Genomic DNA, 25,399 nt, shown 5'->3' with positions numbered 1-25,399 from the left:
TGACCGCCCCTCAAGAAAGCCACCATGGATTCCGACCTCCAGACCCTCACCCAGGCCCTGCGCGACTTCGCCCGCGAGCGCCACTGGGAACCCTTCCACTCCCCCAAGAACCTCGCCGCGGCGCTCTCGGTCGAGGCCGCCGAGCTGCTCGAGCATTTCCAGTGGCTCACCGAGGCCCAGAGCCGCGAGCTGTCGGCCGACAAGCGCGCCGAGGTCGGCACCGAGATCGCCGACGTGCTGCTCTACCTGCTGCAGTTGGCCGACCAGCTCGGCATCGATCCCATCGAGGCCGCGCGCAGCAAGATGGTCGCGAACGCCCGCAAGTACCCGGCGCCGTAGCGCCATCGACGCCGCGCGCCGTTGACGCGCCTGAGTACCTCCGTGTACGCCACCCGGCGTATTTCTCCTTCCTGGTGCATTCCGCAGACTCCCTCCCATCGCTCGGCACCGCGCCGGCGAACAGGTTCAACCCACCGGAGCAGGAGTCCACATGCAACGTCGTTTCACTCTCAAGGCGCTCACCGCCGCCGTCGCGCTGGCCAGCATCTCCGCTGTGCCGGCATTCGCCGCCGACACCATCAAGGTCGGCGTGCTGCACTCGCTGTCGGGCACGATGGCCATCTCGGAAACCGTGTTGAAGGACACGGTGCTGATGGCCATCGACGACATCAACGCCAAGGGCGGCGTGCTCGGCAAGAAGCTCGAGCCCGTGGTGGTCGACCCGGCCTCGAACTGGCCGCTGTTCGCCGAGAAGACCAAGCAGCTGCTCGGCCAGGACAAGGTCTCGGTGATCTTCGGCTGCTGGACCTCGGTGTCGCGCAAGTCGGTGCTGCCGGTGGTCGAGGAAATGAACGGCCTGCTGTTCTACCCGGTGCAGTACGAAGGCGAAGAGCTCTCGAAGAACGTGTTCTACACGGGCGCCGCGCCCAACCAGCAGGCGATTCCCGCTGTCGACTACCTGATGAGCAAGGAAGGCGGCGCCGCCAAGCGCTGGGTGCTGCTGGGCACCGACTACGTCTACCCGCGCACCACCAACAAGATCCTGCGCGCCTACCTCAAGAGCAAGGGCGTGAAGGACACCGACATCGACGAGAAGTACACCCCCTTCGGCCACAGCGACTACCAGACCATCGTCGCCGACATCAAGAAGTTCTCGGCCGGCGGCAAGACGGCCGTGGTGTCGACCATCAACGGCGACTCCAACGTGCCCTTCTACAAGGAACTCGGCAACGCCGGCCTGAAGGCCAAGGATGTGCCGGTGGTGGCCTTCTCGGTCGGCGAGGAAGAACTGCGCGGCGTGGACACCAAGCCGCTGGTCGGCCACCTGGCCGCGTGGAACTACTTCATGTCGATCAAGAACCCGACCAACACGGCCTTCATCAAGCAGTGGAGCGACTACGCCAAGGCCAAGAACATCGCCGGCCACAAGGACAAGCCGCTGACCAACGACCCGATGGAAGCCACCTGGATCGGCATCCACATGTGGAAGCAGGCGGTCGAGAAGGCCAAGTCGACCGACACCGACAAGGTGATCGCCGCCATGGCCGGCCAGACCTTCACCGCGCCCTCGGGCATCGTCTCGAAGATGGACGAGAAGAACCACCACCTGCACAAGAGCGTGTTCATCGGCGAGATCAAGGCCGACGGCCAGTTCAACGTGGTGTGGAAGACGCCGGGCCCGGTCAAGGCCAAGCCGTGGAGCCCGTACATCGAAGGCAACGACAAGAAGCCCGACTACCCGGCCGGCAAGTCGATGTAAGTGCGTTCCTCCCTCCCCCGCCCGGGGGAGGGCCTTTCCTACTTCCGCTTCAAGATGCTTCGACGAACCCTCCACTGCGCATTCGCCGCCATGCTGTTCATGGCAACGGCCGCCCAGGCGCTGACCGCCGACGAAGCCCGGGCCATCGCCGCCGGCGATTCCGAAGCCCGCATCGCCGCGCTCAACAAGGCCGTCACCAGCGCCGACGAGAAGACCGCCGCCTTCATCCAGGCGATGTCGGACGACGCGGTCAAGTACACCGAAGACAAGGTCTTCGTGATGAAGGACGACAAGGGCTACGACCCCGTGACCGGTGCCGAGCTCAAGGTGCCCGACACGGCCGAGGACGTGGTCAACAACAACCTGATGCGCGGCGCGCTCGATGCCGCGCAGGCCGCGCTCAAGCTCACCAGCAAGGACGACGCAGTGCGCGCCGAGGCCGCGCAGGCGCTGTTCAAGGAGCCCGACGAATCGCGGCTGCCGCTGGTCGAGAAGGCGCTGGCCGCCGAGACCCACCCGAAGATCAAGGCGCAGCTCGAACTGGTGCGCGCCGCCAGCATGCTCGGCAGCGCCGACAAGGCCAAGCGCCTCGTGGCCGCGCGCGAGCTCGGCGAGAGCCGCAGCCCCGACACCAAGCTGCTGCTCAACCAGCGCCTGGCCGACGAGACCGAGGCCGACGTGAAGGCCGCGATCGTGGCCTCGATCGCCAGCATCGACGGCTCGCTGGTCTGGGGCGACCGCCTCAATGCCGTGTTCAGCGGCGTCAGCCTGGGCTCGGTGCTGCTGCTGGCCGCGCTGGGCCTGGCCATCACCTACGGCCTGATGGGCGTCATCAACATGGCGCACGGCGAGCTGATGATGATCGGCGCCTACGCCACCTACGTGATGCAGGGCATCTTCCAGAAGTACCTGCCCGAGGCCGCCTTCGGCTGGTACCTGGTGGCGGCGATCCCGGTCTCGTTCCTGGCCTCGGCGCTGGTGGGCGCGGTGCTCGAGCGCGGCGTGATCCGCTTCCTCTACGGCCGCCCGCTCGAGACCCTGCTGGCCACCTGGGGCATCAGCCTGATGCTGCAGCAGCTGGTGCGCTCGCTGTTCGGCGCGCAGAACGTGGGCGTGGAGAACCCGGCCTGGATGAGCGGCGGCCTGTCGCTGCTGTCGAACGTCACGCTGCCGTGGAACCGCCTGTGCATCATCGTCTTCGCGGTGCTGGTGCTGCTGGCCATGGGCTGGCTGATCGGCCGCACGCGGCTGGGCCTGTTCGTGCGCGGCGTCACGCAGAACCGCCCGATCGCCTCTTGCATGGGCGTGAACACCGCGCGCATCGACACCTACGCCTTCGCGCTCGGCTCGGGCATCGCCGGCCTCGCGGGTTGCGCGCTGAGCCAGATCGGCAACGTCGGCCCCGACCTGGGCCAGAGCTACATCGTCGACAGCTTCATGGTGGTCGTGATGGGCGGCGTCGGCCAGCTCGCGGGCACCGTCTACGCGGCGCTCGGCCTGGGCATCCTCAACAAGTTCATCGAAGGCTGGGCGGGCGCGGTGCTCGCGAAGATCGCGGTGCTTGTCTTCATCATCATCTTCATCCAGAAGCGGCCGCAGGGCATCTTCGCGATGAAGGGCCGGAGCGCAGAGGCATGAGCAAGGTCGTACTTCCAACCAAGGGGCCGCTGCTGAGCGGCAAGGGCTGGACGGCCTTCTTCGTCGCGCTGATCGTGGTGTGCGCGGTGGCGCCCGTGCTCAACATGTGGGTGCCGGTGGACAGCCCGCTGCACATGAGCGACTACGCGGTGGCGCTGGTCGGCAAGATCATGTGCTACGCGATCTGCGCGCTGGCCATGGACCTGATCTGGGGCTACACCGGCATCCTCTCGCTGGGCCACGGCCTGTTCTTCGCGCTCGGCGGCTACATGATGGGCATGTACCTCATGCGCCAGATCGGCCGCGACGGCAACTACAAGAGCGACCTGCCGGACTTCATGGTGTTCCTCGACTGGAAGACGCTGCCCTGGCACTGGACCTTCAGCGACAGCTTCATTGCCACCTTGGTGCTGATCGTCGCGGTGCCGGGCCTGATCGCCTTCGTGTTCGGCTTCTTCGCCTTCCGCTCGCGCATCAAGGGCGTGTACTTCTCGATCATCACGCAGGCCCTGACCTTCGCGGCCATGCTGCTGTTCTTCCGCAACGAGACCGGCTTCGGCGGCAACAACGGCTTCACCGACTTCAAGCGCATCCTCGGCATCCCGATCGCCACGCAGGAGATGCGCATGACCATCTTCGCGCTCACCGGCGCCACCCTGCTGGCCTTCTTCCTGTTCGCCAAGTGGCTGATCGCGAGCAAGTTCGGCCGCGTGCTGCAGGCCATCCGCGACGCCGAGTCGCGCGTGATGTTCTCGGGCTACAACCCGCTGCCCTACAAGCTCAGCATCTGGGTCATCTCGGCCGTGATGTGCGGCGTGGCCGGCGCGCTCTACGTGCCGCAGGTCGGCATCATCAACCCGAGCGAGATGAGCGCGGCCAACTCGATCGAGATCGCGATCTGGGCCGCGGTGGGCGGGCGCGCGAGCTTGATCGGGCCGATCATCGGCGCCTTCATCGTCAACGGCGCGAAGAGCTGGCTCACGGTGGCCTATCCCGAGTACTGGCTGTACTTCCTCGGCGCGCTGTTCATCGCGGTCACGCTGTTCCTGCCGAACGGCATCGTGGGGCTGGTGCGCCAGTGGCTGTCGCGCGAGAAGGCGGCGCCCGCTGCGGCATCGCCGGCGCGTGCCGAGGCCCAGCGTTCGCTGGCGACGGAACAGGGCATGGAGCCGGAAGCGATCGCCGCGCCGCTGCATGCGGAACCGAAGGGAGCCCGCGCATGACGCCCGACCTGATGGAAGCCGGCGCCGAGCGCGCCTCGCGCGCCAAGGGCCAGCCGCACGACACCGGCGCCACCGAATCGGGCGGCCGCACGGCGGGCTTCAGCCGCATCGCGACGCCCGGCGAGGTCGACGTGACCCACGGCCGCATCCTCTACCTGGAAGACGTGAGCGTGAGCTTCGACGGCTTCAAGGCGATCAACAAGCTGTCGCTCGACATCGCGCCGGGCGAGCTGCGCTGCATCATCGGCCCCAATGGCGCGGGCAAGACCACGATGATGGACATCATCACCGGCAAGACCCGGCCCGACGAGGGCACGGTGTTCTTCGGCAGCACCATCGACCTGCTGCGCCACAAGGAGGCCGAGATCGCGCAGCTCGGCATCGGCCGCAAGTTCCAGAAGCCGACCGTGTTCGAGCACCTCACGGTGTTCGAGAACCTCGAGCTCGCGCTCAAGACCGACAAGGGCGTGCGCGCCTCGATGCTGTTCAGGCTCGACTCGGCGCAGAGCGACAGGCTCGCCGAGGTGCTCGAGACCATCCACCTCGCGGCCAGCGTGTCGCGCATGGCGGGCAACCTGAGCCACGGCCAGAAGCAGTGGCTCGAGATCGGCATGCTGCTTATGCAGGACCCGAAGCTCCTGCTGCTCGACGAACCCGTGGCCGGCATGACCGACGAGGAGACGGCGCGCACGGCCGAGCTGTTCCTCACGCTCAAGGGCAAGCATTCGCTGATGGTGGTGGAGCACGACATGAGCTTCATCCGCACCATCTCCGAGATCGTGACCGTGCTGTGCGACGGCTCGGTGCTCGCGCAGGGCTCGCTCGACGAGGTGCAGGCCGACGAGCGCGTGATCGAGGTCTACCTGGGCCGCTGAGGAAACCACGCCATGCTGACAGTCAAGAACATCCATCAGTACTACGGCGGCTCGCACATCCTGCGCGACGTGAGCTTCGAGGCCACGCTGGGCAAGGTCACGGTGCTGCTGGGCCGCAACGGCGTGGGCAAGACCACGCTGCTGAAGTCGCTGATGGGCCTGGTGCCGATCAAGAGCGGCAGCATCGAGCTCGAGGGCCGGCCGATCCACAAGGCCACGCCCTACGACCGCGCGCGCGCGGGCATCGGCTTCGTGCCGCAGGGGCGCGAGATCTTCGCGCGCCTCACGGTCGAGGAGAACCTGCGCATGGGCCTGGCCTACAAGCGCGGCGGCACGCCGATCCCGGCCGAGCTGTTCGAGCTGTTCCCGGTGCTCAAGCAGATGATCGGCCGCCGCGGCGGCGACCTCTCGGGCGGCCAGCAGCAGCAGCTCGCGATCGCGCGCGCGCTCGCGCCCAAGCCGAAGCTGCTGATCCTCGACGAGCCCACCGAGGGCATCCAGCCGAGCATCATCAAGGACATCGGCCGCGTGATCCGCATGCTGGCCGACCGCGGCGACATGGCGATCGTGCTGTGCGAGCAGTACTACGACTTCGCGCAGGAGCTGGCCGACGACTACCTCGTGATGGAGCGCGGCGAGGTGATCGCGCGCGGCCTCGGCAAGGACATGGAGGCGCAGGGCGTGCGCCAGTTGGTCGCGATCTGACGCCTCAGCGCGCCCAGTCGCGGCGCAGGTCGGCCGCGAGACGCAGCAGCAGTTGCGCGTGCGCCTCGATGGCGTCCGTCGACACTTCCTCCGCGGTGGGGAAGCTCACGTTCATCGCATAGAGGCTGCCCGCGGGTGAGCGCAACGGCAGCGCCACCGCGGTCATGCCCGCGGCCCAGCTCGCATGGCAGAAGCCGCGCTCGCGCACGGCCTCGAGCGCGGCCTCCACCCGCGGCTGCAGCACGCGCCATTCGGCGCCGTGCGCCTGCCGCAGCCGGCCCAGCAGGGCCTTGCGCTCCGCGGCCTGCATGCCGGCGAGGAAGGCGCAGCCCAGCGAGGTGCTCGCGATCGGGAGCCGCGAGCCCGGCAGGATGCGCCGGAAGATCCCGAGCCGGCTCAGGCGCACCGACTCCAGGTAGACCATCTCGAGCTGGTCGGCCACCGCCAGGCCGACGTTGACGCGCCGGCCCTCGGCCAGCGCGCGCATCAGCGGCAGCGCGCGCGCCAGCGTGGCCTCCGAACTGCGGAAGGACAGCGCGAGGCTCAGGCAGGCGGCCGTGAGGCGGTAGCCGCGCTGCTCGAGGTCGTAGGCGAGAAAACCCGCATCCACCAGGGAACGCGAGAGCCGGCTGACCGTGGGCCGCGGCAGCTGCGTGCGGTCGGCCAGCTCGGCGTTGGTCAGCACGTCCACGCCATGCCGGAAGGCGCGCAGCAGCGCGAGGCCGCGTTCGAGCGAATGGCTGCCGGGCGTGCTGCGCACGAAGGTGCCGGTGGCCTGCGTGCGGGCGCGCGTCGAGCCGGCGGTGGAGGGGCGGGGCGTGGCCATGATTTCGTTCTCCGAAATTCTAAGGTTGTCGCCGCCGGAGCCCGCCGGAATACTGGCCGCATGCCCATCGCAGGGCGCAACGGACCCGGAGACACGCTTGGATTACACGCAACTGAGGTACGCGGCGATCGGCCGCGTGGCCTCGATCACCTTCGACCGGCCCGACCGGCTCAATGCCTGGACACCCACGCTCGAGGCCGAGCTGCGCGCGGCCGTCGCGCATGCCGAAGCCGACGACGCAGTGCGCGCCATCGTGCTCGGCGGCGCCGGCCGCGCCTTCTGCGCCGGCATGGACATGGCGGTGCTGTCCGACCCGGGCCGGCCGCCCGTGCCGCAGGCCGACTCCGACGACGACGCGGCGCAGCGCTACGGCTACCTCGGCGCGCTCGCCAAGCCACTGATCGCCGCGATCAATGGCGCGGCCGCGGGCGTGGGCCTGTGCATCGCGCTGCATGCCGACCTGCGCTACGTGGCGGCCGGCGCGAAGCTCACGCTGCCCTATGCGCGCCGCGGCCTGGTGGCCGAGCACGGCACGGCCTGGCTGCTGCCGCGGCTGATCGGCCCGATGCATGCGGCCGACCTGCTGCTGACCGGCCGCACCTTGCAGGCCGAGGAGGCCGATCGCATGGGGCTGGCCTGCCTGCTGCCGGCCGAGGGCTTTCTCGATGCGGTGCTCGCGCGCGCCACCGAGATCGCCGAGCTGAGTTCGCCGCGCGCGGTGCGCATCATCAAGCGGCAGCTGGTCGAGGCCCGCTACCAGACCCTCGGGCAGGCCACGCGCGTGGCCGACCGCGAGATCGCGGCCTGCCGCGACACCGAGGATTTCCGCGAGGGCGTGCGGCACTTCGTCGAGAAGCGCGCGCCCCATTTCACGGGACGCTGAACCATGACGGACGACACGAACAGCAGCACCGCGCTGCCGCTGGCCGGCATCAAGGTCATCGAGCTCGGGCAGAACATCGCCGGGCCCTACGCGGGCGAGATCCTGTCCTCGCTCGGCGCCGAGGTGGTGAAGATCGAGCGGCCCGGCACGGGCGACGACGCGCGCGGCTGGGGCCCGCCGTTCTGGCGCGGCACCGCGACCACCTTCCAGGCCATGAACCATGGCAAGAAGAGCATCGCGCTCGACCTCAAGGATCCGGCGCAGGCGCAATGGCTGCGCGAGCGCGCGGCCGAGGCCGACGTGTTCGTGCAGAACATGCGGCCCGGTTCGCTCGAGGAACTGGGCCTCGGTCCCGAGGCGCTGCGCGCGCTCAACCCGCGGCTGGTGTACTGCTCGCTCTGGGCCTTCGGCCACAAGGGGCCGATGCGCCTCGCGCCGGGCTACGAGCCGATGGTGCAGGCCTTCGCGGGCATCTTCAGCATCAACGGCGCCGAGAGCGGGCCGCCGGCGCGCGTGGGCATGCAGGTGCTCGACCTCGGCACCGGCGTCTGGGCCGCGCTGGGCTGCATCGCGGCATTGCTGCGCCGCGCTTCGACCGGGCAGGGCTGCGTGGTCGACACCTCGCTGTTCGAGACCGCGCTGGGCTGGTTGCAGGTGATGATGGCCGGCTTCCATGCGACCGGGAAGCAGCCCGAGCGGCACCGCAGCGGCAATCCCAACGTGGTGGTGTTCCAGGCGCTGCCCACCGGGGACGGCGAGATCGTGGTGGCCGCGGCCAACGACCGGCTGTTCGCCAAGCTCGCGCGCGCGGCCGGCCACGAGGAATGGACGCGCGACGAGCGCTTCGCGAGCAATGCGCTGCGCGTGCAGCACAAGGCACTGCTGATCCCCGCGCTCGAGGCGGTGTTCCGCACGCGCTCGACGCAGCAGTGGCTCGAGGCGCTCGAGGCCCTGGGCATTCCCTGCGCGCCGATCCAGGACTTCGCGCAGGTGCTCGCGCAGCCGCAGACCGAGGCCATCGGCATCCTGCAGGCCATTCCCGGCGAGGACCTGCGCATCGTCGGGCTGCCGCTGTCCTTCGACGGCGAGCGGCCGCGGGTGCGGCATCGCGCGCCCGGCGTGGGCGAGCACAACGAGGCGCTCGGCGCGAAGGCTCCCGGCTGAGCGCGAACTTCCAACGACACCAACAACAGGAGACGACATGCAGAGAAGACAGTGCCTCGCCGCGCTCGCGGCCTTGCCGTTCGCGGCCGCGATGGCGGCGGACAACAACAAGCCGATCCAGATCGTCGTGCCCTTCGGCCCCGGCGGCTCGGGCGACATCTCGGCGCGCATGCTGGCCGAGTTCCTCACGCGCAAGACCGGCCGCGCGGTGGTGGTCGACAACCGCCCCGGCGGCAACGGCATCATCGGCGTGGAGGCGGTGCGCAATGCGCCGGCCGACGGCTCGGTGCTGCTGCTGGCCACCACCTCCACGCACCTGGCCAACCCCAGCCTGTTCCGCAAGCTGCCCTACGACCCCGGGCGCGACTTCCGGCTGGTCGGCTCCTTCGGGCCCGGCTCCACCTACATGCTGGTGCGGCCCGACGCGCCCTACAGGACGCTGCAGGACTTCGTCGCCGCCGCGAAGAAGGCGCCGGGCACGATCAACTACGGCCACTTCAATGCCACCTCCAAGGTCACGGCGGCGCTGTTCGCGCACGAGGCCGGCATCGAGCTCGCGGCGATTCCGTACAAGCAGGTGAGCCAGGCGATGTCGGAGCTGATCGCGGGCCAGATCCAGGTGGTGTTCACCGACACCGTGGCCGGCGATGCCTTCGTGGCCTCGGGCCAGTTGCGCGCGCTCGTGGTGCACAGCGACGCGCGGCTCAAGCGCTACCCCGAGCTGCCGCTGATCGCCGAGAGCTATCCGGGCTTCAGCATTCGCGGCGGCTTCCTCGGCATCGCGGTGCCGGCCGCCACGCCGGCGGCGCTGCAGCAGCAGCTCAACCAGTGGATCAACGAGGCCGTGACCACCGACCCGATCCGCGCGCGGCTCGAGGGTTTCGCCTTCGCGCCCGCGAAGATCAGCCTGGCCGAGCTCGCGAGCTTCGAGCGCCAGGAGCGCGAGAAGTGGAAGGGCTACGTCGACATCGCGAAGCTGGAAGTGCAATGAGCGCGGTCGCTTCGGTGGACTCGGGCCATGAACACGTGGTGCTGCTCGAGCTGCGGCGCGCGCCGTTCAACTACCTCGATGTGGCGCTGCTGCGCGAACTGGCCGACCGGCTCGCGCAGCTCGATGCCGATCCCGATTGCCGTGCCGTCGTGCTCGCGGCCGAAGGCCGGGCCTTCAGCGCGGGCGCCGACTTCAGCGGCAAGGACGATGCGCGCGACCCCGCGCCGCTCTACGAGCAGGCCATGCGCCTGTTCGGCAACGCCAAGCCGCTGGTGGCCGCGGTGCATGGCCCGGCCATCGGCGCCGGGCTCGGCCTCGCGCTGGCGGCCGACTTCCGCGTGGGCTGCGCCGAGGCGCGCTTCAGCGCCAACTTCAACCGCCTCGGTTTCCATCCGGGCTTCGGCCTGAGCCTGACCTTGCCGCGGCTGGTCGGTGCGCAGCAGGCCGCGCTACTGTTCTACACGGGGCGCCGCATCGGCGGCGAGGAGGCGCTGCGTATCGGGCTGGTCGACCAGCTGGTGCGGGCCGATGAAGTGCGCACCAGCGCGCTGGCGCTCGCGGCCGAGATCGCGCTGTCGGCTCCGCTCGCGGTGGAATCGACGCGCGCGACCTTGCGGCGCGGCCTGGCCGAGGCGGTGGCCGCGGCGAACCGGCACGAGCGCGAATTGCAGTGCGTGCAGTTCGCGAGCGAGGACTTCAAGGAGGGCGTGCAGGCCATGGCCGAACGCCGCGAGCCGCGCTTCCTGCGCCGCTGAACGGCGAGGGCAAAAAGGTATCGGGCGGGGCGCAAACCCTCATCAGCGCGTGTTAAGGGTTTACCCTAAAATCGGGCTTTGCCCGCGCTCGCCGGGCATCCCCCCAGGAGCTCCGGCCTTGAACGCCCCACCATCCGCCCTCGAAGGCGCGGACACCCCCGCCATTCCGCCCGTCTCATCGGCCAGCTTCCTGCGCGCCGTGCTCGCGCTCGGTGTCGGCGGCTTCGCCATCGGCACCGGCGAGTTCGTGATCATGGGCCTGTTGCCCGAGGTCGCGAACGACATCGCCGTCAGCATCCCGCAGGCCGGCCACGTGATCAGCGCCTATGCGCTGGGCGTGGTCATCGGCGCGCCCGTGCTCGCGGTGCTCGCGGCCGGCTGGCGCCGCCGCGCATTGCTGATCGCGCTGATGGCCGTGTTCGCGGCCGGCAATTTCGCGAGCGCCATGGCGCCCGGCTACACCTCGCTGAACCTGCTGCGCTTCGCGACCGGGCTGCCGCACGGCACCTACTTCGGCGTGGCCGCGCTGGTGGCCGCCACGCTCGCACCGCCCGGGCGCCGCGCGCGCGCCGTGGGGCTGGTGATGCTGGGGCTCACGGGCGCCACGCTGGTCGGCGTGCCGATCGCGGCCTGGCTCGGCCAGCTGTTCGGCTGGCGCGCGGCCTTCGTGTTCGTGGGCGTGATCGCGCTCATCGCCGTGGTGCTGCTGCGCCGCGACATCCCCGACCTCGCCGCGCCCGCGGGCGCCAGCCCCTGGCGCGAACTCGGCGCGCTCAAACGCAAGCAGGTCTGGTTCACGCTGGGCATCGGCGCCATCGGCTTCGGCGGCATGTTCTCGGTGTTCAGCTACATCAAGCCCACGCTGATCGAGGTGGCCGGCATGCCGCTGGGCGGCGTGCCGCTGGTGCTCGCGCTGTTCGGGCTCGGCATGGTGGTCGGCAACCTGGTCGGCGCGCGGCTGGCCGACAAGTCGCTGATGCGCACCATCGGCGGCCTGATGGCCTATGCGGCGCTGGTGCTGGCGCTGTTCACCTTCTCGGCGCACAACATCTACACCGCGGGCTTCAACGTGTTCCTGATCGGCACCACCGTGGCCATCGGCCCGGCGCTGCAGATCCGGCTGATGGACGTGGCCGGCGATGCGCAGACCCTGGCGGCCGCGCTCAACCACTCGGCCTTCAACATGGCCAATGCGCTCGGTGCCTGGCTCGGCGGCGTGGCGATCGCCGCGGGCCTGGGCTGGACCTCGACCGGCTGGGTCGGCGCGCTGCTCGCGCTCGCGGGCATGGGCGTCTTCTGCTGGGCCGTGGCGAGCGCGCGCGCCGATGCGCGGCGGCCGCGCGTGGCGGCCTGCGAAGGCTCGGCGAGCTGAAGGTTTCCGCCTACCGGGGCTTCAGCTGCTCGCGCAGGATGCGCCGGATCTCGAGGATCGCGAGCGGGTTCTCCTGCACGCTGTGCGCCGACGGGATCACCAGCTCCGAGGCCGCGCCGTCGAGGTGCGCGCTGGCATAGGGCACGATGCCGTCGCTCGACAGCGCCTGCGCCAGGCCCGGCGTGTCGTTGCCGATGATCGAGTGGAAGCGCACGCGCGGATTCATCGGCAGGCCCGAGGAGAGCCGCACGAAGGGATCGCGGTCGCTGAGGTTGTCGATGCTGTTGGGAATGCGCAGCGGCCCCGCGTCCTGCCGGCCCGGCGCGATGCGGATCAGCTCGCGCGAGATGTCGCTCAACTGCCCCAGCATCGCCACCGGCAGCGTGATGAGGTTGGCGACCCAGCGCGAGATGCGGTTGTTGGCGAAGTCGGTGCCGCGGTGCGGCGAGGCGATGAAGATCGCGTCGCTGACCTGCGGCAGCGGCTCGAAGCGCAGGTAGGGCGCGAGCTTCTCCTCGATGCGCCGCTGCTGCGCGCCCTGCATCGGGTAGCTGGCCAGCAGCGCGTCCCAGAGCTTGTCCTCCGACGACGACACCATCAGCCGCGACAGCACGCCGCCCATGCTGTGGCCGATCAGCGTGATGTCCTTCGAGGCCGGGGCCTGGCCCGTGGGGTCGAAGTGCTGCAGCGTCTGCGTCACGGCCTCGCGGATCGCGAAGTTGTTGAGCGGCAGCGGCGCATTGGTCGGGTAGTAGACCTGCCAGATCTGGTAGCGGCGGCGCAGGGTCTCGTCGCCGAGCACCTCGTTGGCCACGTTGATCCAGGCCTCGGGGCTGCTCGCGAGGCCGTGCAGCATGATGATCGTGCGGCGCTCGGGATCGTAGGGCTGCATCAGGTAGATGCGCGGCTGCGTGAGTCCGTCGCGGCCGCCGAACAGGCTGCGCAACGCCTGCAGCGCGAAGTCGGAGCGGGCCAGCCACAGGCCGTAGCCCGAGGTGAAGTTGGCGGCCAGCGGCACCTCCTGCCCGGCCAGCTGCACGTTGGCGGTGCGGTAGGGGTCGTAGGCCGCGATGCGCAGCGTGCGCGTGGCCAGCACCTCGGCGAGGTTGCCGCCGTCGAACAGCAGCAGCGCGGTGACGGCGGGGAAGGGCATCTCGCGGTAGGGCGGACGCGGGTCGGCGAGATCGAGCGCGGGCGCCTTCTCGTCGGTGCGCTGGCTGTCGGCCGCCACCAGCTCGGCGCCGAAGCCGTCGCGCCGGTAGGTGTTGCGCAGGCCCGAGAAGGTCAGCGAGGCGGCGGGGATCAGCTCGTCGGGCAGCGGCGCGTCGGCGGGCAGGCGCAGGCCCGACACGTCGGCCTCGATGCGCCAGTCGCCCACGCGCGGCACCTGCGGCTGTGCCGCTGCGTTGCGCCGCACGCCGCGGTACAGGCCCGTGATGGCCTGCTGCACCGCGTAGTTGTAGTAGTCGCGCACCTGCGTCTGCCGGTCCTCGAAGGCACGGTCGCGCGGCTTGCGCGCGGTGAAGAACAGGTAGGCATAGGCATGGCGCGCGCTCTCGAGCCAGGCCTCGATGGCGGCGGTGTCGGCGCGCGAGCCCGGCGGCGTCGCGCTGCCGCTCTTCTCGGCCGCGATCGCCACTTGCAGCCACACCTCCGACAGCGCCGACAGCCGCTGCTCGTCGCTCAGCCCCGGCGAGTCGGCCAACGCATTGCGGCAGGCCGGGCCGTCCTTGCCGCACAGCTCGGCATCGGAGCCGATCACGCGCAGCACCTCCTCGGCCGAGGTGCTGAGCCTGCCGGTGGTGAGCACGTCGCCGCGGCGCTGCGCGAGGTATTCGGCGGGTGAGATCGAGCCCACCTTCACGCCCGCGCAGCCCGCGAGCAGCGCGGCGGCGCACAGCAAGGTCGCCAGGCCGGGAAGACGCGCGCGCATCGTCACGGGGCCTCGGCGCCCGGCAGCCCCTGCCGGATCGCGCGCGAGAAATCGACGCCCGGCACGGCATCGCTCGCGATCGCGCGCTGCGTGATGCGCCCGGCCGTGCGCAGCGCCTCGAGGCTGTAGCCCGGCGTCAGCCCGCCCACGTCGTACAGGTAGTCGGGCAGGTAGCCCGAGGCCAGCAGCCGCCAGTCCATCGGCAGGCCCGGCACGATGCGCCTGGCGAGGTCGTAGACGATGGTGGTGCAGTTGGCCGTGAGCGTGTTGTAGAAGCTCGGCGTGCGCAGCAGCGCGGCACTCTGGTCGAGGTAGGCCAGGAACAGCGAGCGCATCTCGGCCTGTGGCAGCCGCACGCGGTACATGTGGACGTCCTCGCCGCGCACGTTGGTGCGCACGCGCAGCACGTCGCGCTCCTCGGCCGCGACCAGGCTCAGCTCGAAGCGCCGGAAGAAGCCGCCGATCGACGAGAAGCTCTCGCCGCGCTCCTTGCGGATCTCGATCGAGAAGGTGAGGTAGCGGCCGTCGTCGAAGCCGAAGGACACCAGCGTGTGCGCGATCGCCGGGCCCCTCCAGTACGAGACCGAGACATCGACCGAGCGCAGGCGCTCGAGGTCGTAGCGGCGCGTTTCCCAGCGCGGCGTGTAGTCGGTGTCGCTGCGCCAGTCGAAGTTGCGCACGTTCTCGAGCGTGACCACGTTGCCGTCGACGCGCGCCACCAGCTGGCGCGCGACGTCGTCGGCCCAGTCGCGCTGCTGCAGCGGCACGATGGTGTTCCACCAGCCCAGCAGCAGCGCGAAGCCGACCGCGTAGGACAGCAGGGCGCGCGCGGCCCGGCCGCGCCACAGCAGCACCAGGGCCGCGAGGCCGAAGCCGCTCCACAGCACGGCGGCGAGGACCTTGCCCGTCTCGCCCACGGGCAACTGGTACCAGAGCGCGAGGCAGGCCCAGCCCGTCGACAGCAGCAGCACCAGCGAGGCCGCGACGCGGCCAACGATGCGCAGCAAGGTCCGGAACCCGGCGGTGGGATGCGTGATGGCTTGGGAGGAGGGGCTCATTCGAGAAACGCGTGGATCGCCGCCGAGCTTAAACGCAGTCCCGCGCGCCGACCACGACCGCGCGCGGTGTGCCGCAACGAAGACGGGATCGGCCCGATCCCGTCTTCAGCCGCTAAGGGCGCACCGCCGTCCTCGCGTGCAGCAGCGCCGCGAAATGGCGCAGCTCGGCCGCGTTGAGGTCCGACACGGCCCAGGCCTGCATGCCGCCCTGGGTCCAGTGCGCGAGCTGGTAGCCCTGGCGTGTCGAGAAGGCCGGAGCCTGCGGCTTCGCATCGGCCGCGGGCCAGACGAAGACATTGATGACGTGCGGACCCGAGCGATAGACCAGCGCCGCCACCGTGCGGCCGTCGAGGTAGTCGAGCCGCCCGCCCGTCAGCGCGAAGCCCTCGGCGGCGAGGTCCACCACGGGCGGCGAGAAGTCGAGCTTGCCGGCGAACCAGGGCTTGACCGTGTGCTGGTCGGTGGAGGCCACGTCGGCCAGGTGCGAGGCCATCAGCGAGCGCACGTGGTTGGCCGTGACCTGCGCGCCCAGCAGCTCCAGGGGCGCCGGCGAAGCCAGCAGCACCAGCGCCAGGCCCCAGGCCGCGGCCGCGCCGGTTCCGAACCCGAGCAGGCCCTGCCACCAGCCGTGACGGCGCGGCGCCGGCGTTGCGGGTGCGCCGGCCTCGGCGCGCACCGACAGCGCGATGCGCTCGGCCAGGCCGGCGGGCGGCGCATGGCGCGTGGCGTGTTGTCGCATCAGCGCTCCCAGCTCGTCGTCAGGAATTGGCATGCCGTGTCCTTTCCTGCGCCGGGCCCGGGCGCTCGTCGCGCAGGCTTTCGCGCAGCAGGGCCCGCGCGCGCGACAGCCGCGACATCACGGTGCCCAGCGGCACGCCGGCGATGCGTGCGATGTCTTCATAGCGCAGCTCCTCCAGTTCGCGCAGCACGATCGCTTCGCGGTAGACCGCGGGCAGGGCGTCGATCGCGGCATTGACGCGCTCGCCCTGCACGCGCCGCTCCCACAGCCGCGCGGGATCGCCGGCCTCCGGTGCCGTCGCGCCGGCCGACTCGCTGTCGCGCAGCTCGTCGAACTCCACCTGGTCGGCCAGCTGCCGGTTCTGCCGCATCCAGTCGTAGCAGGCGTTGCGCACGATGCCCAGCAGCCAGGGCCGCGCGTTCTCGCCGCGCAGCCCGTCGAAGAAACGGAAGGCCCGCAGGTAGGCCTCCTGCACCGCGTCCTCGGCCAGGCGGTCGTCGCGCAGCAGCCAGCGCGCGAGATTCCAGGCCGCATCGAGATGCGGCAGGGCGGCGGCTTCGAACTGGCGGGTGCGGTCGGTCAAGGGACGTGCTTTGGGGGCATGACGCGGCGGGCGCGCGTTTTATTCCCACCTTGCCCAAAAAAATTTCGGGGGAATTTGGGGGAATAGACGAAGGGCACCGCGCGTCATGCCCTGTGCCGATTCTCTTCCTCTCTTCTTTCAGGAGTCTTTCCCCATGACCGCCTTTCCAGGATTCGCACGCCTGCTCGCCGTTCTCGCGGCCTCGGGCGCCCTGGCCTTCCCGGCGCTGGCCGCCGGCCCCAAGGCCTACGTCGGCAACTTCAAGGACAGCACGCTCAGCGTGATCGACACCGGCAGCGAGCGCGTGCTCGCCACCGTGCCGGTGGCGGCGGGGCCCGACGGCATCGTGATCTCCCCGAACGGCCAGCGCGTGTTCGTCAGCGGCTCCAGCGCCTCGGCGGTGAGCGAGATCGACGCCGCGACCGACCGCGTGACGCACACCATCGAGGTCGGCCAGGGCCCGCAGGGCCTGGCCACCACCGCCGATGGCCGCTGGGTGCTGGTGGCCGTCAACGGCGACGACCGCGTGGCCTTCATCGATACCGCGACCCATGCCGTGGGCGCGAGCGTGGCCGTGCCCAAGCCGCACACCATCGCCGTACGCCCCGATGGCCGGCAGGCCTACGTGGCCTCGCAGGCGCCGGGCCATTTCGCGCTCGTGGTGCTCGACCTGGCGACGCGCAAGGCGGTCTCGGAGATCGCGCTCGACAAGCCGCCGCGCGACCTCGAGTTCGGCCCCGACGGCAAGGCGCTCTACCTGACGCTGGCGGGCGTGCCCGCGGTGCAGGTGCTGGATGCGGCCACCAACCAGTGGTTGGCGCCGATCCCCACCGGCGTGTCGCCCCACATCGCGCAGCATTTCGCGGGCATGGCGAGCGGCGTGGTCGTGGTGCAAGGGCCGGGCGAGGTGATGCTGTTCGACCCCGCGACGCGCACGCCGGGCCGCAGCATCGCGGTGGGCAAGCAGCCGCACTGGCTCGATATCTCGGCCGACGGCGCGAAGCTGTGGGTCAGCAACGAGGGCTCGAACGACGTGAGCGTGATCGACCTGGCCGGTGGTCCGTCGCACACCGTGGCGGTCGGCAATGCGCCGCGCAAGGTGGCGGTGCAGCGCGCCGCGCCGGCCGGGCATGCGGGCGGTTCGGCGCACGTGGCGATCCGCAACTTCGCCTTCGAGCCGGCGCAGATCACCGTGAAGGTGGGCCAGCCCGTGCGCTGGAAGAACGACGACGGCGCGCCCCATGGCGTGGTGTTCAGGAAGGGCGGCCCCGCGGGCATGGACCTGATGCTGCCGGGCCAGGACTTCACGCAGACCTTCGACAAGCCCGGTGTCTACGACTACGCCTGCTCGGTGCATCCCTACATGACGGCGCGCGTCACGGTGATTGCACCCTGACGTGCAGGCCTCGGGCGGCCTGCCTATGATGGTCGTGCAGCCACGCGCGACTGCGCGGTTCGGCCGTTTCACAGGAACCATCCACACCATGAGCATTCCCACCACCCGCCTGGGCCGCACCGGCCTGACCGTCTCCCGGCTCGCGCTCGGCACCATGACCTTCGGCCTGCAGACCGACGAGGCCGTGTCGCACCGCATCCTCGACAAGGCCGCCGAGGGCGGCATCAACTTCCTCGACACCGCCGACGTCTACCCGCTGGGCGGCACGGTCGAGACCACGGGCCGTACCGAGGAGATCATCGGCAACTGGCTCGAGAAGCAAGGGCCCGCGGGCCGCCGGCGCTTCGTGGTCGCGACCAAGGCGGTCAACAAGGTCGGCCCCAATCCCTGGGACCAGGGCGCCTCGCGCAAGCACCTGCTCGATGCCATCGACCTCTCGCTCAAGCGGCTGAAGACCGACCATGTCGATCTCTACCAGCTGCACATGGACGACCGCGAGACGCCGCTCGAGGAAAGCATCGAGGCGCTCGACACCATCGTGAAGTCGGGCCGCGCGCGTTATGTGGGCGTGTCGAACTTCCTGGCCTACCGGCTCGCGCGCGCGCTCGGCAAGGCCGACCTGCTGCGGCTCACGCGCTTCGTCTCGGTGCAGCCGCGCTACAGCCTGCTGTTCCGCGAGATCGAGCGCGAGCTGCTGCCGCTCGCGAGCGAGGAAGGCCTGGGCGTGATCCCCTACAACCCGCTGGCCGGCGGCCTGCTCACCGGCAAGTACAAGCCCGGCGCCAGCCCCGAGGCGAACACCCGCTTCACGCTCGGCACGGCCGGCAACATGTACCAGGACCGCTACTGGAACGAGCGCAGCTTCAACACCGTGACGCAGCTGCATGCGCTGGCCGACGAGGCGGGCGTGCCGCTCGCGACGCTGGCCGTGGCCTGGGTGATGGCGAACCCGCTGATCACCGCGCCGCTGCTCGGCGCGAGCCGGCCCGAGCAGCTCGACGCGACGCTCGCGGCGGCCGAGTACAAGCTCGACCCGGCGCTCAAGCAGAAGCTCGACGAGCTGACGGCCGAGTACCGCAAGGGCGACGCGCCGCGCTGAACGCGGCCCGAGGCGCCTTGCGCCTCAGCGCCAGCCGCGGTGCCAGCCCGCGTGCGGGTTGTACCAGCCCCAGCCGTAGTGCGGGTGGTAGCGCCAGCCCCAGCCGGGGCCGGGCGAGACATAGGTCGGTCCGATGATCGCCACGCCCACCGGCGGTTCGATCGGCGCGGCATACACGGCCGCGCCGCGCACCGGCCCCACCGGTGCCACCACGCAGGCACTGAGACTGGCCGCCGCGGCGAGGGCCGCGGCGATCGCTGCGAATTTCATGGGTTGCTCCTGAAGAATGCGTCGTTGAAGGCTTCGGCTTCTTCAATGCCGCGGCCGGTGCGCGAGCCGACGCGGCGGCGGTAAAGATTTCTTAGCGCGTGCCAACTGACAGCTTTGTCAGGAAGTCGACAGCGAGCGGTTGGAAGGCGCGGCCTAGAGTGGCCGCACCATGGCTCGCTCCGCTGCATCCTCCTTCCCCGACCTTCCGCGCCGCGCCCTGCGCGCGCCCGCCGCGGCCGCGCTGGCCGCGCTGCTGATCGCGGGCTGCGCGGTCGGCCCCGACTACGTGCGGCCCTCGATGGAGGTGCCCGCGGCCTACAAGGAAGACGGTGCGTGGAAGACCGCCACGCCGCAGGCCATCGATCCCTCGCACCCCTGGTGGGAGGCCTACGGCGACGCCACGCTGAACGGGCTGCTGGTGCAGGCCAATGCCGCCAACCAGAACATCCGCCAGGCCGAGGCCCAGTACCGCGAGGCGCGCGCACTGGCCTCGGCCGCGCGCGCCGGCTTCTATCCCACCCTCGGCCTGAACGCCGGCGCCAACCGCGCGCAGACCAACAGCACCGGCAGCATCGAGCGCCGCACCACCGACACCCTGGGCCTCGCCGCGAGCTGGGAGCCCGATGTCTGGGGCGCGGTGCGCCGCTCGGTCGAGGCCGGCGACGCCAGCACGCAGGCCAGCGCCGACGACCTCGCGGGCGCGCGCCTGAGCATCCAGACCACGCTGGCGCAGGACTACCTGCAGCTGCGCGCCATCGACCTGCAGCGCGCGCTCTACGCCAACACCACCGCCGCCTATGCGCGCGCGCTCGAGCTCACGCAGCACCAGTACGCGGCCGGCACCGTGCTGCGCTCCGACGTGGCGCTGGCCGAGAGCCAGCTACGTACCGCGCAGGCGCAGGGCGTGGACCTCGAGGCGCAGCGCGCCCAGCTCGAGCATGCGATCGCGGTGCTGACCGGCCAGGCGCCGGCGCGCTTCACGCTGGCCGCGCTGCCGGCCAGCGAGAACCCCGCGCTCGCCAACGCCGGCACGCTCGGCGTCCAGCTGCCGCTCGCGCCCGCGGGCCTGCCTTCGGAACTGCTCGAGCGCCGTCCCGACATCGCCGCGGCCGAGCGCCGCGTGCAGGCCGCCAATGCGCAAATCGGCGTGGCCAAGGCCGCGTACTTCCCGCAGATCGTGCTGAGCGCGAGCGGCGGCTTCAGCGCCGGCAAGCTGGCTTCGCTGTTCGATACGCCGAGCCGCGTCTGGTCGCTGGGCGCGGTGCTCGCGCAGACCGTGTTCGACGGCGGCCTGCGCAAGGCCCACAGCGAGCAGGCCGTGGCCGCCTACGACGCCTCGGTCGCGCTCTACAAGCAGACCGTGCTCGGCGGCTTCCAGCAGGTCGAGGACAACCTCGCCACCCTGCGCGTGCTCGACCACGAATCGCAGCTGCAGGCGCAGGCCGTGCAGGCCTCGCAGACGGCCGAGCGCCTCGCGCTGGCCCAGTACCGCGCCGGCACCGCCACCTACCTGAGCGTGGTGACCGCGCAGCAGCTCTCGCTGACCAACCAGCGCACGGCCGCGCAACTGCTCGCGCGCCAGCTCGCCGCCAGCGTGGCGCTGATCGCGGCCACCGGCGGCGGCTGGCATGCCGACGCCGCCGATGCCGCCACCACCGCCGCCGCTGCAACGACTTCCGGAACCTGATGCCATGACGAATCCCGCACCTTCCCCCGCCGGCGACGCCGCCGCCCGTCCCCACGCGCGACGCAGCGTCGCCTGGTTCGCCATCGCCGCCCTCGTCGCCGTGCTCGGCGGCGGCGCCTGGACCCTGGGCCACAAGGCCTCGGCCGCCACGCCCGAGGCCAAGGCGCCGCCGGTGCTGGTGACCACCGCGCCGGTGCAGGCGCAGGACGTGCAGGTCTACCGCGGCGGCATCGGCACCGTGGCCTCGATGGCCACCGTCACCGTCAAGGCGCGCATCGACGGCCAGCTCGACAAGATCGGCTTCGTCGAGGGCCAGGACGTGAAGGCTGGCCAGATGCTCGCGCAGCTCGATCCGCGCACCTTGCAGGCCCAGCTCGCGCAGGCCCGTGCCACCCAGGCGCGCGACCAGGCGCAGCTCGAGAACGCGCGCGCCGACCTCGCGCGCTACACCACGCTGATCGCGCAGGACGCGGCCACCAAGCAGCAGCTCGACACCCAGAAGGCGCTGGTCAGCCAGCTCGAGGCCACCGTCAAGACCGATGCCGCGCAGGTGCAGTTCGCGCAGGTGCAGCTGAGCTTCACGCGCATCGACGCGCCGATCGACGGCCGCGTGGGCGCGCGGCTGGTCGACCCGGGCAACATCGTGCATGCGGCCGACACCGGCGGGCTGGTGGTCATCAACCAGATCGACCCGATCGCGGTGCAGTTCACGCTGCCCGAGGACGCGGTGCAGGACATCAACCGGCTGCAGCCCAAGGGCGCGGCGCCGCTCTCGGTGGTGGCCTACGACCGCGCCGGCACCCAGCTGCTGGGCACCGGCAAGCTGATCCTGCTCAACAACCAGATCGACACCACCAGCGGCACGGTGCAGCTCAAGGGCAGCTTCGCCAACCCGCAGCACACGCTGTGGCCCGGCCAGTACGTCAACGTGCGGCTGCAGCTCGACCGCCGCGCGGGCGCGCTGACCGTGCCGGCCGCGGCGGTGCAGCGCAGCCAGGACGGTACCTACGTCTGGGCCGTCGATGCCGAGAACAAGGCCAACTCGGTGCCGGTGCACGTGGTGCAGATCGCCGACGGCACGGCCGTGCTCGACCAGGGCGTGGCCGCCGGCCAGCGCGTGGTGGTCGACGGCCAGTACAAGCTGCGGCCCGGCGCCACGGTGGCCGAGAACAAGACCGCGGCCAAGGCCGCGCCCCCGGCCGCCGCGGCCGGCGGCAACAACGCGAGCGGGGTGCGCAATTGAGCATTTCCGCCGCCTTCATCAAGCGCCCGATCGGCACCACGCTGCTCGCGCTGGCCATCCTGCTGGTCGGCGCCGCGGTGTTCCCGCTGCTGCCGGTGGCGCCGCTGCCGCAGGTCGACTTCCCGACCATCCAGGTCTCGGCCAACCTGCCGGGCGCCAGTCCCGAGACCATGGCCTCGAACGTGGCGCAGCCGCTGGAGCGCCAGTTCTCGCTGATCGCGGGCCTGTCGCAGATGACCTCGACCAGCGGCCTGGGCAGCACCCAGATCACGCTGCAGTTCGACCTCGACCGCAACATCGATGCCGCCGCGCTCGACGTGCAGGCCGCCATCAACGCCTCCACCGGCCAGCTGCCGGCCAACCTGCCGAGCCCGCCGACCTTCCGCAAGGTGAACCCGGCCGACTCGCCGATCCTGATCCTGTCGGTGCAGTCGAAGACGCTGCCGCTGACCGAGGTCAACGACTACGCCGACAACATCCTCGCGCAGCAGATCTCGCAGATCTCGGGCGTGGGCCTGGTCAACATCGGCGGCGCGCAGAAGCCGGCCGTGCGCATCCAGGTCGACCCGGCCAAGCTCGCGGCGCTGGGCCTGAGCCTGGAGGACGTGCGCACCGTGCTGTCCTCGGCCACCGTGAACGCGCCCAAGGGCACGATCGACGGGCCGAACCAGAGCTTCACCGTCTACACCAACGACCAGCTGCTCAAGGCCCAGCCCTGGAGCGACGTGGTGCTGGCCTACCGCAACGGCGCGCCGATCCGCGTGCGCGACCTCGGCGTGGCGGTCGACGGCCCCGAGAACGCGAAGATCGCGGGCTGGGCCTATGCCGGCGCCGCCGCGCCCGAGGGCAGCACGGTGCAGAACGGCCGCTCGATCGTGCTGGCCATCACCAAGCAGCCGGGCGCCAACGTGATCGAGACGGTGGACCGCATCAATGCCGCGCTGCCGCGGCTCAAGGCCTCGATCCCGCCGACGGTGGACGTCAACGCCATCATCGACCGCACCCAGACCATCCGCGCCTCGGTCAAGGACGTGGAGTTCACGCTGCTGTTGACCATCGCGTTGGTGGTGGCCGTGATCTTCGTGTTCCTGCGCAACGTGCCGGCCACGCTGATCCCCAGCGTGACGGTGCCGCTGGCGCTGCTGGGCACGGTGGCCGTGATGTACCTGCTGGGCTACAGCCTCGACAACCTCTCGCTGATGGCGCTGACCATCGCGGTCGGCTTCGTGGTCGACGACGCGATCGTGATGCTAGAGAACATCTACCGCTACGTCGAGGAGGGCATGGCGCCGCTGGAGGCCGCGTACAAGGGCGCGGGCGAGATCGGCTTCACCATCGTGTCGATCTCGGTCTCGCTGATCGCGGTGTTCATCCCGCTGCTGCTGATGGGCGGCATCGTCGGGCGGCTGTTCCGCGAGTTCGCGGTCACCGTCACGCTGACCATCGTGGTGAGCGTGGTGATCTCGCTCACGCTCACGCCGATGCTGTGCTCGCGCTTCCTCAAGAACGAGCATGCGCGGCGCCATGGGCGGCTGTACCTGCTGTTCGAGCGCGGCTTCGATGCCATGCTCAATGGCTACAAGCGCGGGCTGCACGTGGTGCTCGACCACCAGTTCATCACCTTGATGGTGTTCATCGCCACCGTGGTGGCCACGGGCGCGCTGTTCGTGGTGATCCCGAAGGGCTTCTTCCCGCAGCAGGACACGGGCTTCATCTCGGGCTTCGCCGAGTCGGCGCAGGATGCCTCCTTCGCCTCGATGAATGCGCGCATGCTCGAGCTGGCCGACGTGGTGCGCAAGGACCCCGACGTGACCGGCTTCGGCATGAACGGCAGCTCGTCGACCTACAACACCGGCAACTTCTTCATCAGCCTCAAACCGAAGGACGAGGGCCGCACCGCCAACGCCGACGAGATCATCGCGCGGCTGCGCCCGCAGCTCGCGAAGGTGCAGGGTGTGAACCTGTTCCTGCAGGCCGGGCAGGACATCCGCGTGGGCGGGCGCTCCTCGCGCACCCAGTACCAGTACACGCTGACAGACTCGAACCTCGACGAGCTCAACACCTGGGCGCCGCGCCTGTTGGCCAAGCTGCGCCAGGTGCCCGAGGTGACCGACCTCGCGACTGACCAGCAGAACGCCGCCGCCTCGGCCGTGCTGACCATCGACCGCGACCGCGCCTCGAGCTTCGGCATCTCGCCGGCCGCGATCGACGCCACCCTGTACGACGCCATCGGCCAGCGCCAGGTGGCGCAGTACTTCACGCAGCTCAACAGCTACCACGTGGTGCTGGAAGTGACGCCCGCGCTGCAGCAGGACCCGGCGCTGTTCAGCAAGCTCTACCTGAGCTCGCCGATCACCGGCCAGCAGGTGCCGCTGTCGACCTTCGTGAAGGTCGACACCAGCAAGACCGCCTACCTCTCGATCAGCCACCAGGGCCAGTTCCCGGCCGTGACGATCTCGTTCAACCTCGCGCCCGGCGCCTCGCTGGGCCAGGCGGTCGACGCGATCAAGGCCGCGCAGTCCGAGATGGGCATGCCGCAGTCGCTGACCGGCGCCTTCCAGGGCACGGCCCAGGCCTTCCAGGATTCGCTGGCCTCGCAGCCCTACCTGATCGCGGCGGCGCTGGTGGCGGTCTACATCGTGCTGGGCCTGCTCTACGAGAGCTACATCCATCCGCTGACGATCCTCTCGACCCTGCCCTCGGCCGGCGTGGGGGCGCTGCTGATCCTGATGGCGGGCGGCTACGACCTCAGCGTGATCGCGCTGATCGGCATCATCCTGCTGATCGGCATCGTCAAGAAGAACGGGATCATGATGATCGACTTCGCGCTCAAGGCCGAGCGCGAGCAGGGCATGAAGCCGCACGAAGCGATCTACCAGGCCTGCCTGCTGCGCTTCCGCCCGATCATGATGACCACCATGTGCGCGCTGCTCTCGGGCCTGCCGCTGATGCTGGGCCACGGCTCGGGCTCCGAGCTGCGCCGGCCGCTGGGCTACGCGATGGTCGGCGGGCTGGTACTCTCGCAGGCGCTCACGCTGTTCACCACGCCGGTGGTCTATCTCTACCTGGACCGCGCCCACTACTGGTACCTGCGCCGCAAGGAAGCGCGCCGGATCCGCAAGGGCGGCCAGGCCCCGGCGGCGGCCGAGGCGCATTGAGCACCGGAGACAACGCACCGCTTCGCACCGCAGCACGCCACG

Annotated in this window: 22 protein-coding genes; 16 read left to right on the top strand and 6 right to left on the bottom strand. The window is 70.4% G+C overall.

From position 1 onward, the window contains the following. Nucleotides 1-24 precede the first annotated feature (24 nt). From AC07PU_RS23600 to urtE, 6 genes are all read left to right on the top strand, one after another. Complete coding sequence (locus AC07PU_RS23600; RefSeq protein ID WP_296787134.1) at nt 25-339, top strand: nucleotide pyrophosphohydrolase; 315 nt, start codon at nt 25-27, stop codon at nt 337-339. Nucleotides 340-490: 151 nt separating this feature from the next. After that, a complete protein-coding gene (gene urtA, locus AC07PU_RS23595; RefSeq protein WP_057594412.1) occupies nt 491-1,759 on the top strand; it encodes an urea ABC transporter substrate-binding protein in 1,269 nt (422 codons plus the stop codon). A 90-nt stretch (nt 1,760-1,849) separates the two neighbouring features. Beyond that, entirely contained in the window at nt 1,850-3,397 is a 1,548-nt protein-coding gene (gene urtB / locus AC07PU_RS23590) for an urea ABC transporter permease subunit UrtB (RefSeq protein ID WP_398501683.1), read from the top strand. Next, on the top strand, nt 3,394-4,620 hold the full coding sequence (gene urtC / locus AC07PU_RS23585; protein ID WP_495320970.1) for an urea ABC transporter permease subunit UrtC: 1,227 nt from the start codon (nt 3,394-3,396) through the stop codon (nt 4,618-4,620). Before urtB ends, urtC begins: the two co-directional genes overlap by 4 nt. Continuing rightward, entirely contained in the window at nt 4,617-5,495 is an 879-nt protein-coding gene (gene urtD / locus AC07PU_RS23580) for an urea ABC transporter ATP-binding protein UrtD (RefSeq protein ID WP_296787128.1), read from the top strand. The genes urtC and urtD overlap by 4 nt, the downstream gene beginning before the upstream one ends. 12 nt (nt 5,496-5,507) lie before the next feature. Further along, nucleotides 5,508-6,200, top strand: coding sequence for an urea ABC transporter ATP-binding subunit UrtE (gene urtE, locus AC07PU_RS23575; RefSeq protein ID WP_057594408.1), 693 nt, complete (start codon nt 5,508-5,510; stop codon nt 6,198-6,200). A 4-nt stretch (nt 6,201-6,204) separates the two neighbouring features. Here urtE and AC07PU_RS23570 read toward each other — a convergent pair whose 3' ends face one another. Beyond that, nucleotides 6,205-7,026 carry an IclR family transcriptional regulator gene (locus tag AC07PU_RS23570; RefSeq protein WP_495320967.1) on the bottom strand — a complete coding sequence of 274 codons (822 nt, stop codon included), beginning with the start codon at nt 7,024-7,026 and terminating at the stop codon, nt 6,205-6,207. Nucleotides 7,027-7,123: 97 nt separating this feature from the next. On the opposite strand from AC07PU_RS23570, the gene AC07PU_RS23565 reads away from it, so the two are divergent. The 5 genes from AC07PU_RS23565 to AC07PU_RS23545 all read left to right on the top strand — a co-directional run bounded on the left by AC07PU_RS23565 (nt 7,124) and on the right by AC07PU_RS23545 (nt 12,191). Beyond that, on the top strand, nt 7,124-7,909 hold the full coding sequence (locus AC07PU_RS23565; protein ID WP_495320965.1) for an enoyl-CoA hydratase-related protein: 786 nt from the start codon (nt 7,124-7,126) through the stop codon (nt 7,907-7,909). 3 nt (nt 7,910-7,912) lie between these two features. Beyond that, nucleotides 7,913-9,073, top strand: a complete 1,161-nt coding sequence (locus AC07PU_RS23560) for a CaiB/BaiF CoA transferase family protein (RefSeq protein ID WP_495320963.1) — start codon at nt 7,913-7,915, stop codon at nt 9,071-9,073. Nucleotides 9,074-9,110: 37 nt separating this feature from the next. Further along, complete coding sequence (locus AC07PU_RS23555; protein ID WP_495320961.1) at nt 9,111-10,064, top strand: Bug family tripartite tricarboxylate transporter substrate binding protein; 954 nt, start codon at nt 9,111-9,113, stop codon at nt 10,062-10,064. Continuing rightward, nucleotides 10,061-10,819, top strand: a complete 759-nt coding sequence (locus tag AC07PU_RS23550; protein WP_495320959.1) for an enoyl-CoA hydratase/isomerase family protein — start codon at nt 10,061-10,063, stop codon at nt 10,817-10,819. Before AC07PU_RS23555 ends, AC07PU_RS23550 begins: the two co-directional genes overlap by 4 nt. Nucleotides 10,820-10,937: 118 nt before the next feature. Then, nucleotides 10,938-12,191: an MFS transporter gene (locus AC07PU_RS23545; RefSeq protein ID WP_495320957.1), complete on the top strand. Its 1,254-nt coding sequence runs from the start codon at nt 10,938-10,940 to the stop codon at nt 12,189-12,191. A gap of 10 nt (nt 12,192-12,201) precedes the next feature. Here the strand turns inward: AC07PU_RS23545 and AC07PU_RS23540 are convergent, their stop codons facing one another. The 4 genes from AC07PU_RS23540 to AC07PU_RS23525 all read right to left on the bottom strand — a co-directional run bounded on the left by AC07PU_RS23540 (nt 12,202) and on the right by AC07PU_RS23525 (nt 16,504). After that, nucleotides 12,202-14,124, bottom strand: coding sequence for an esterase/lipase family protein (locus tag AC07PU_RS23540; protein WP_495320955.1), 1,923 nt, complete (start codon nt 14,122-14,124; stop codon nt 12,202-12,204). A 2-nt stretch (nt 14,125-14,126) separates the two neighbouring features. Then, the gene (locus AC07PU_RS23535; RefSeq protein ID WP_495320954.1) at nt 14,127-15,182 is read right to left on the bottom strand and encodes an Lnb N-terminal periplasmic domain-containing protein; all 1,056 of its coding nucleotides are present in this window, start codon (nt 15,180-15,182) and stop codon (nt 14,127-14,129) included. Nucleotides 15,183-15,294: 112 nt separating this feature from the next. Then, entirely contained in the window at nt 15,295-15,954 is a 660-nt protein-coding gene (locus tag AC07PU_RS23530) for an anti-sigma factor family protein (RefSeq protein WP_296787113.1), read from the bottom strand. After that, a complete protein-coding gene (locus AC07PU_RS23525; protein ID WP_208507814.1) occupies nt 15,941-16,504 on the bottom strand; it encodes a sigma-70 family RNA polymerase sigma factor in 564 nt (187 codons plus the stop codon). The genes AC07PU_RS23530 and AC07PU_RS23525 overlap by 14 nt, the downstream gene beginning before the upstream one ends. 154 nt (nt 16,505-16,658) lie before the next feature. Here AC07PU_RS23525 and AC07PU_RS23520 point away from each other — a divergent pair, with 154 nt between their 5' ends. Beyond that, nucleotides 16,659-17,900, top strand: coding sequence for a YVTN family beta-propeller repeat protein (locus tag AC07PU_RS23520; RefSeq protein ID WP_495320951.1), 1,242 nt, complete (start codon nt 16,659-16,661; stop codon nt 17,898-17,900). Nucleotides 17,901-17,988: 88 nt separating this feature from the next. Continuing rightward, on the top strand, nt 17,989-18,999 hold the full coding sequence (locus tag AC07PU_RS23515) for an aldo/keto reductase (RefSeq protein ID WP_093340700.1): 1,011 nt from the start codon (nt 17,989-17,991) through the stop codon (nt 18,997-18,999). A 24-nt stretch (nt 19,000-19,023) separates the two neighbouring features. On the opposite strand, the gene AC07PU_RS23510 is transcribed toward AC07PU_RS23515, so the two are convergent. After that, entirely contained in the window at nt 19,024-19,269 is a 246-nt protein-coding gene (locus AC07PU_RS23510) for a hypothetical protein (RefSeq protein WP_495320949.1), read from the bottom strand. 169 nt (nt 19,270-19,438) lie between these two features. Here AC07PU_RS23510 and AC07PU_RS23505 point away from each other — a divergent pair, with 169 nt between their 5' ends. From AC07PU_RS23505 to AC07PU_RS23495, 3 genes are read left to right on the top strand one after another with little or no spacing between them, the layout of a single operon-like run. Then, nucleotides 19,439-20,956, top strand: a complete 1,518-nt coding sequence (locus AC07PU_RS23505; RefSeq protein WP_495320947.1) for an efflux transporter outer membrane subunit — start codon at nt 19,439-19,441, stop codon at nt 20,954-20,956. A gap of 4 nt (nt 20,957-20,960) precedes the next feature. Next, entirely contained in the window at nt 20,961-22,199 is a 1,239-nt protein-coding gene (locus AC07PU_RS23500) for an efflux RND transporter periplasmic adaptor subunit (RefSeq protein WP_495320945.1), read from the top strand. Next, nucleotides 22,196-25,357: an efflux RND transporter permease subunit gene (locus tag AC07PU_RS23495; RefSeq protein ID WP_495320943.1), complete on the top strand. Its 3,162-nt coding sequence runs from the start codon at nt 22,196-22,198 to the stop codon at nt 25,355-25,357. The genes AC07PU_RS23500 and AC07PU_RS23495 overlap by 4 nt, the downstream gene beginning before the upstream one ends. Nucleotides 25,358-25,399 lie beyond the last annotated feature (42 nt).

It is taken from the genome of Variovorax sp. GW821-FHT10D07, from assembly GCF_059415325.1.
The sequence above is the reverse complement of the archived record's forward strand: the minus strand, read 5'-3'. Positions and strand labels throughout refer to the sequence as shown.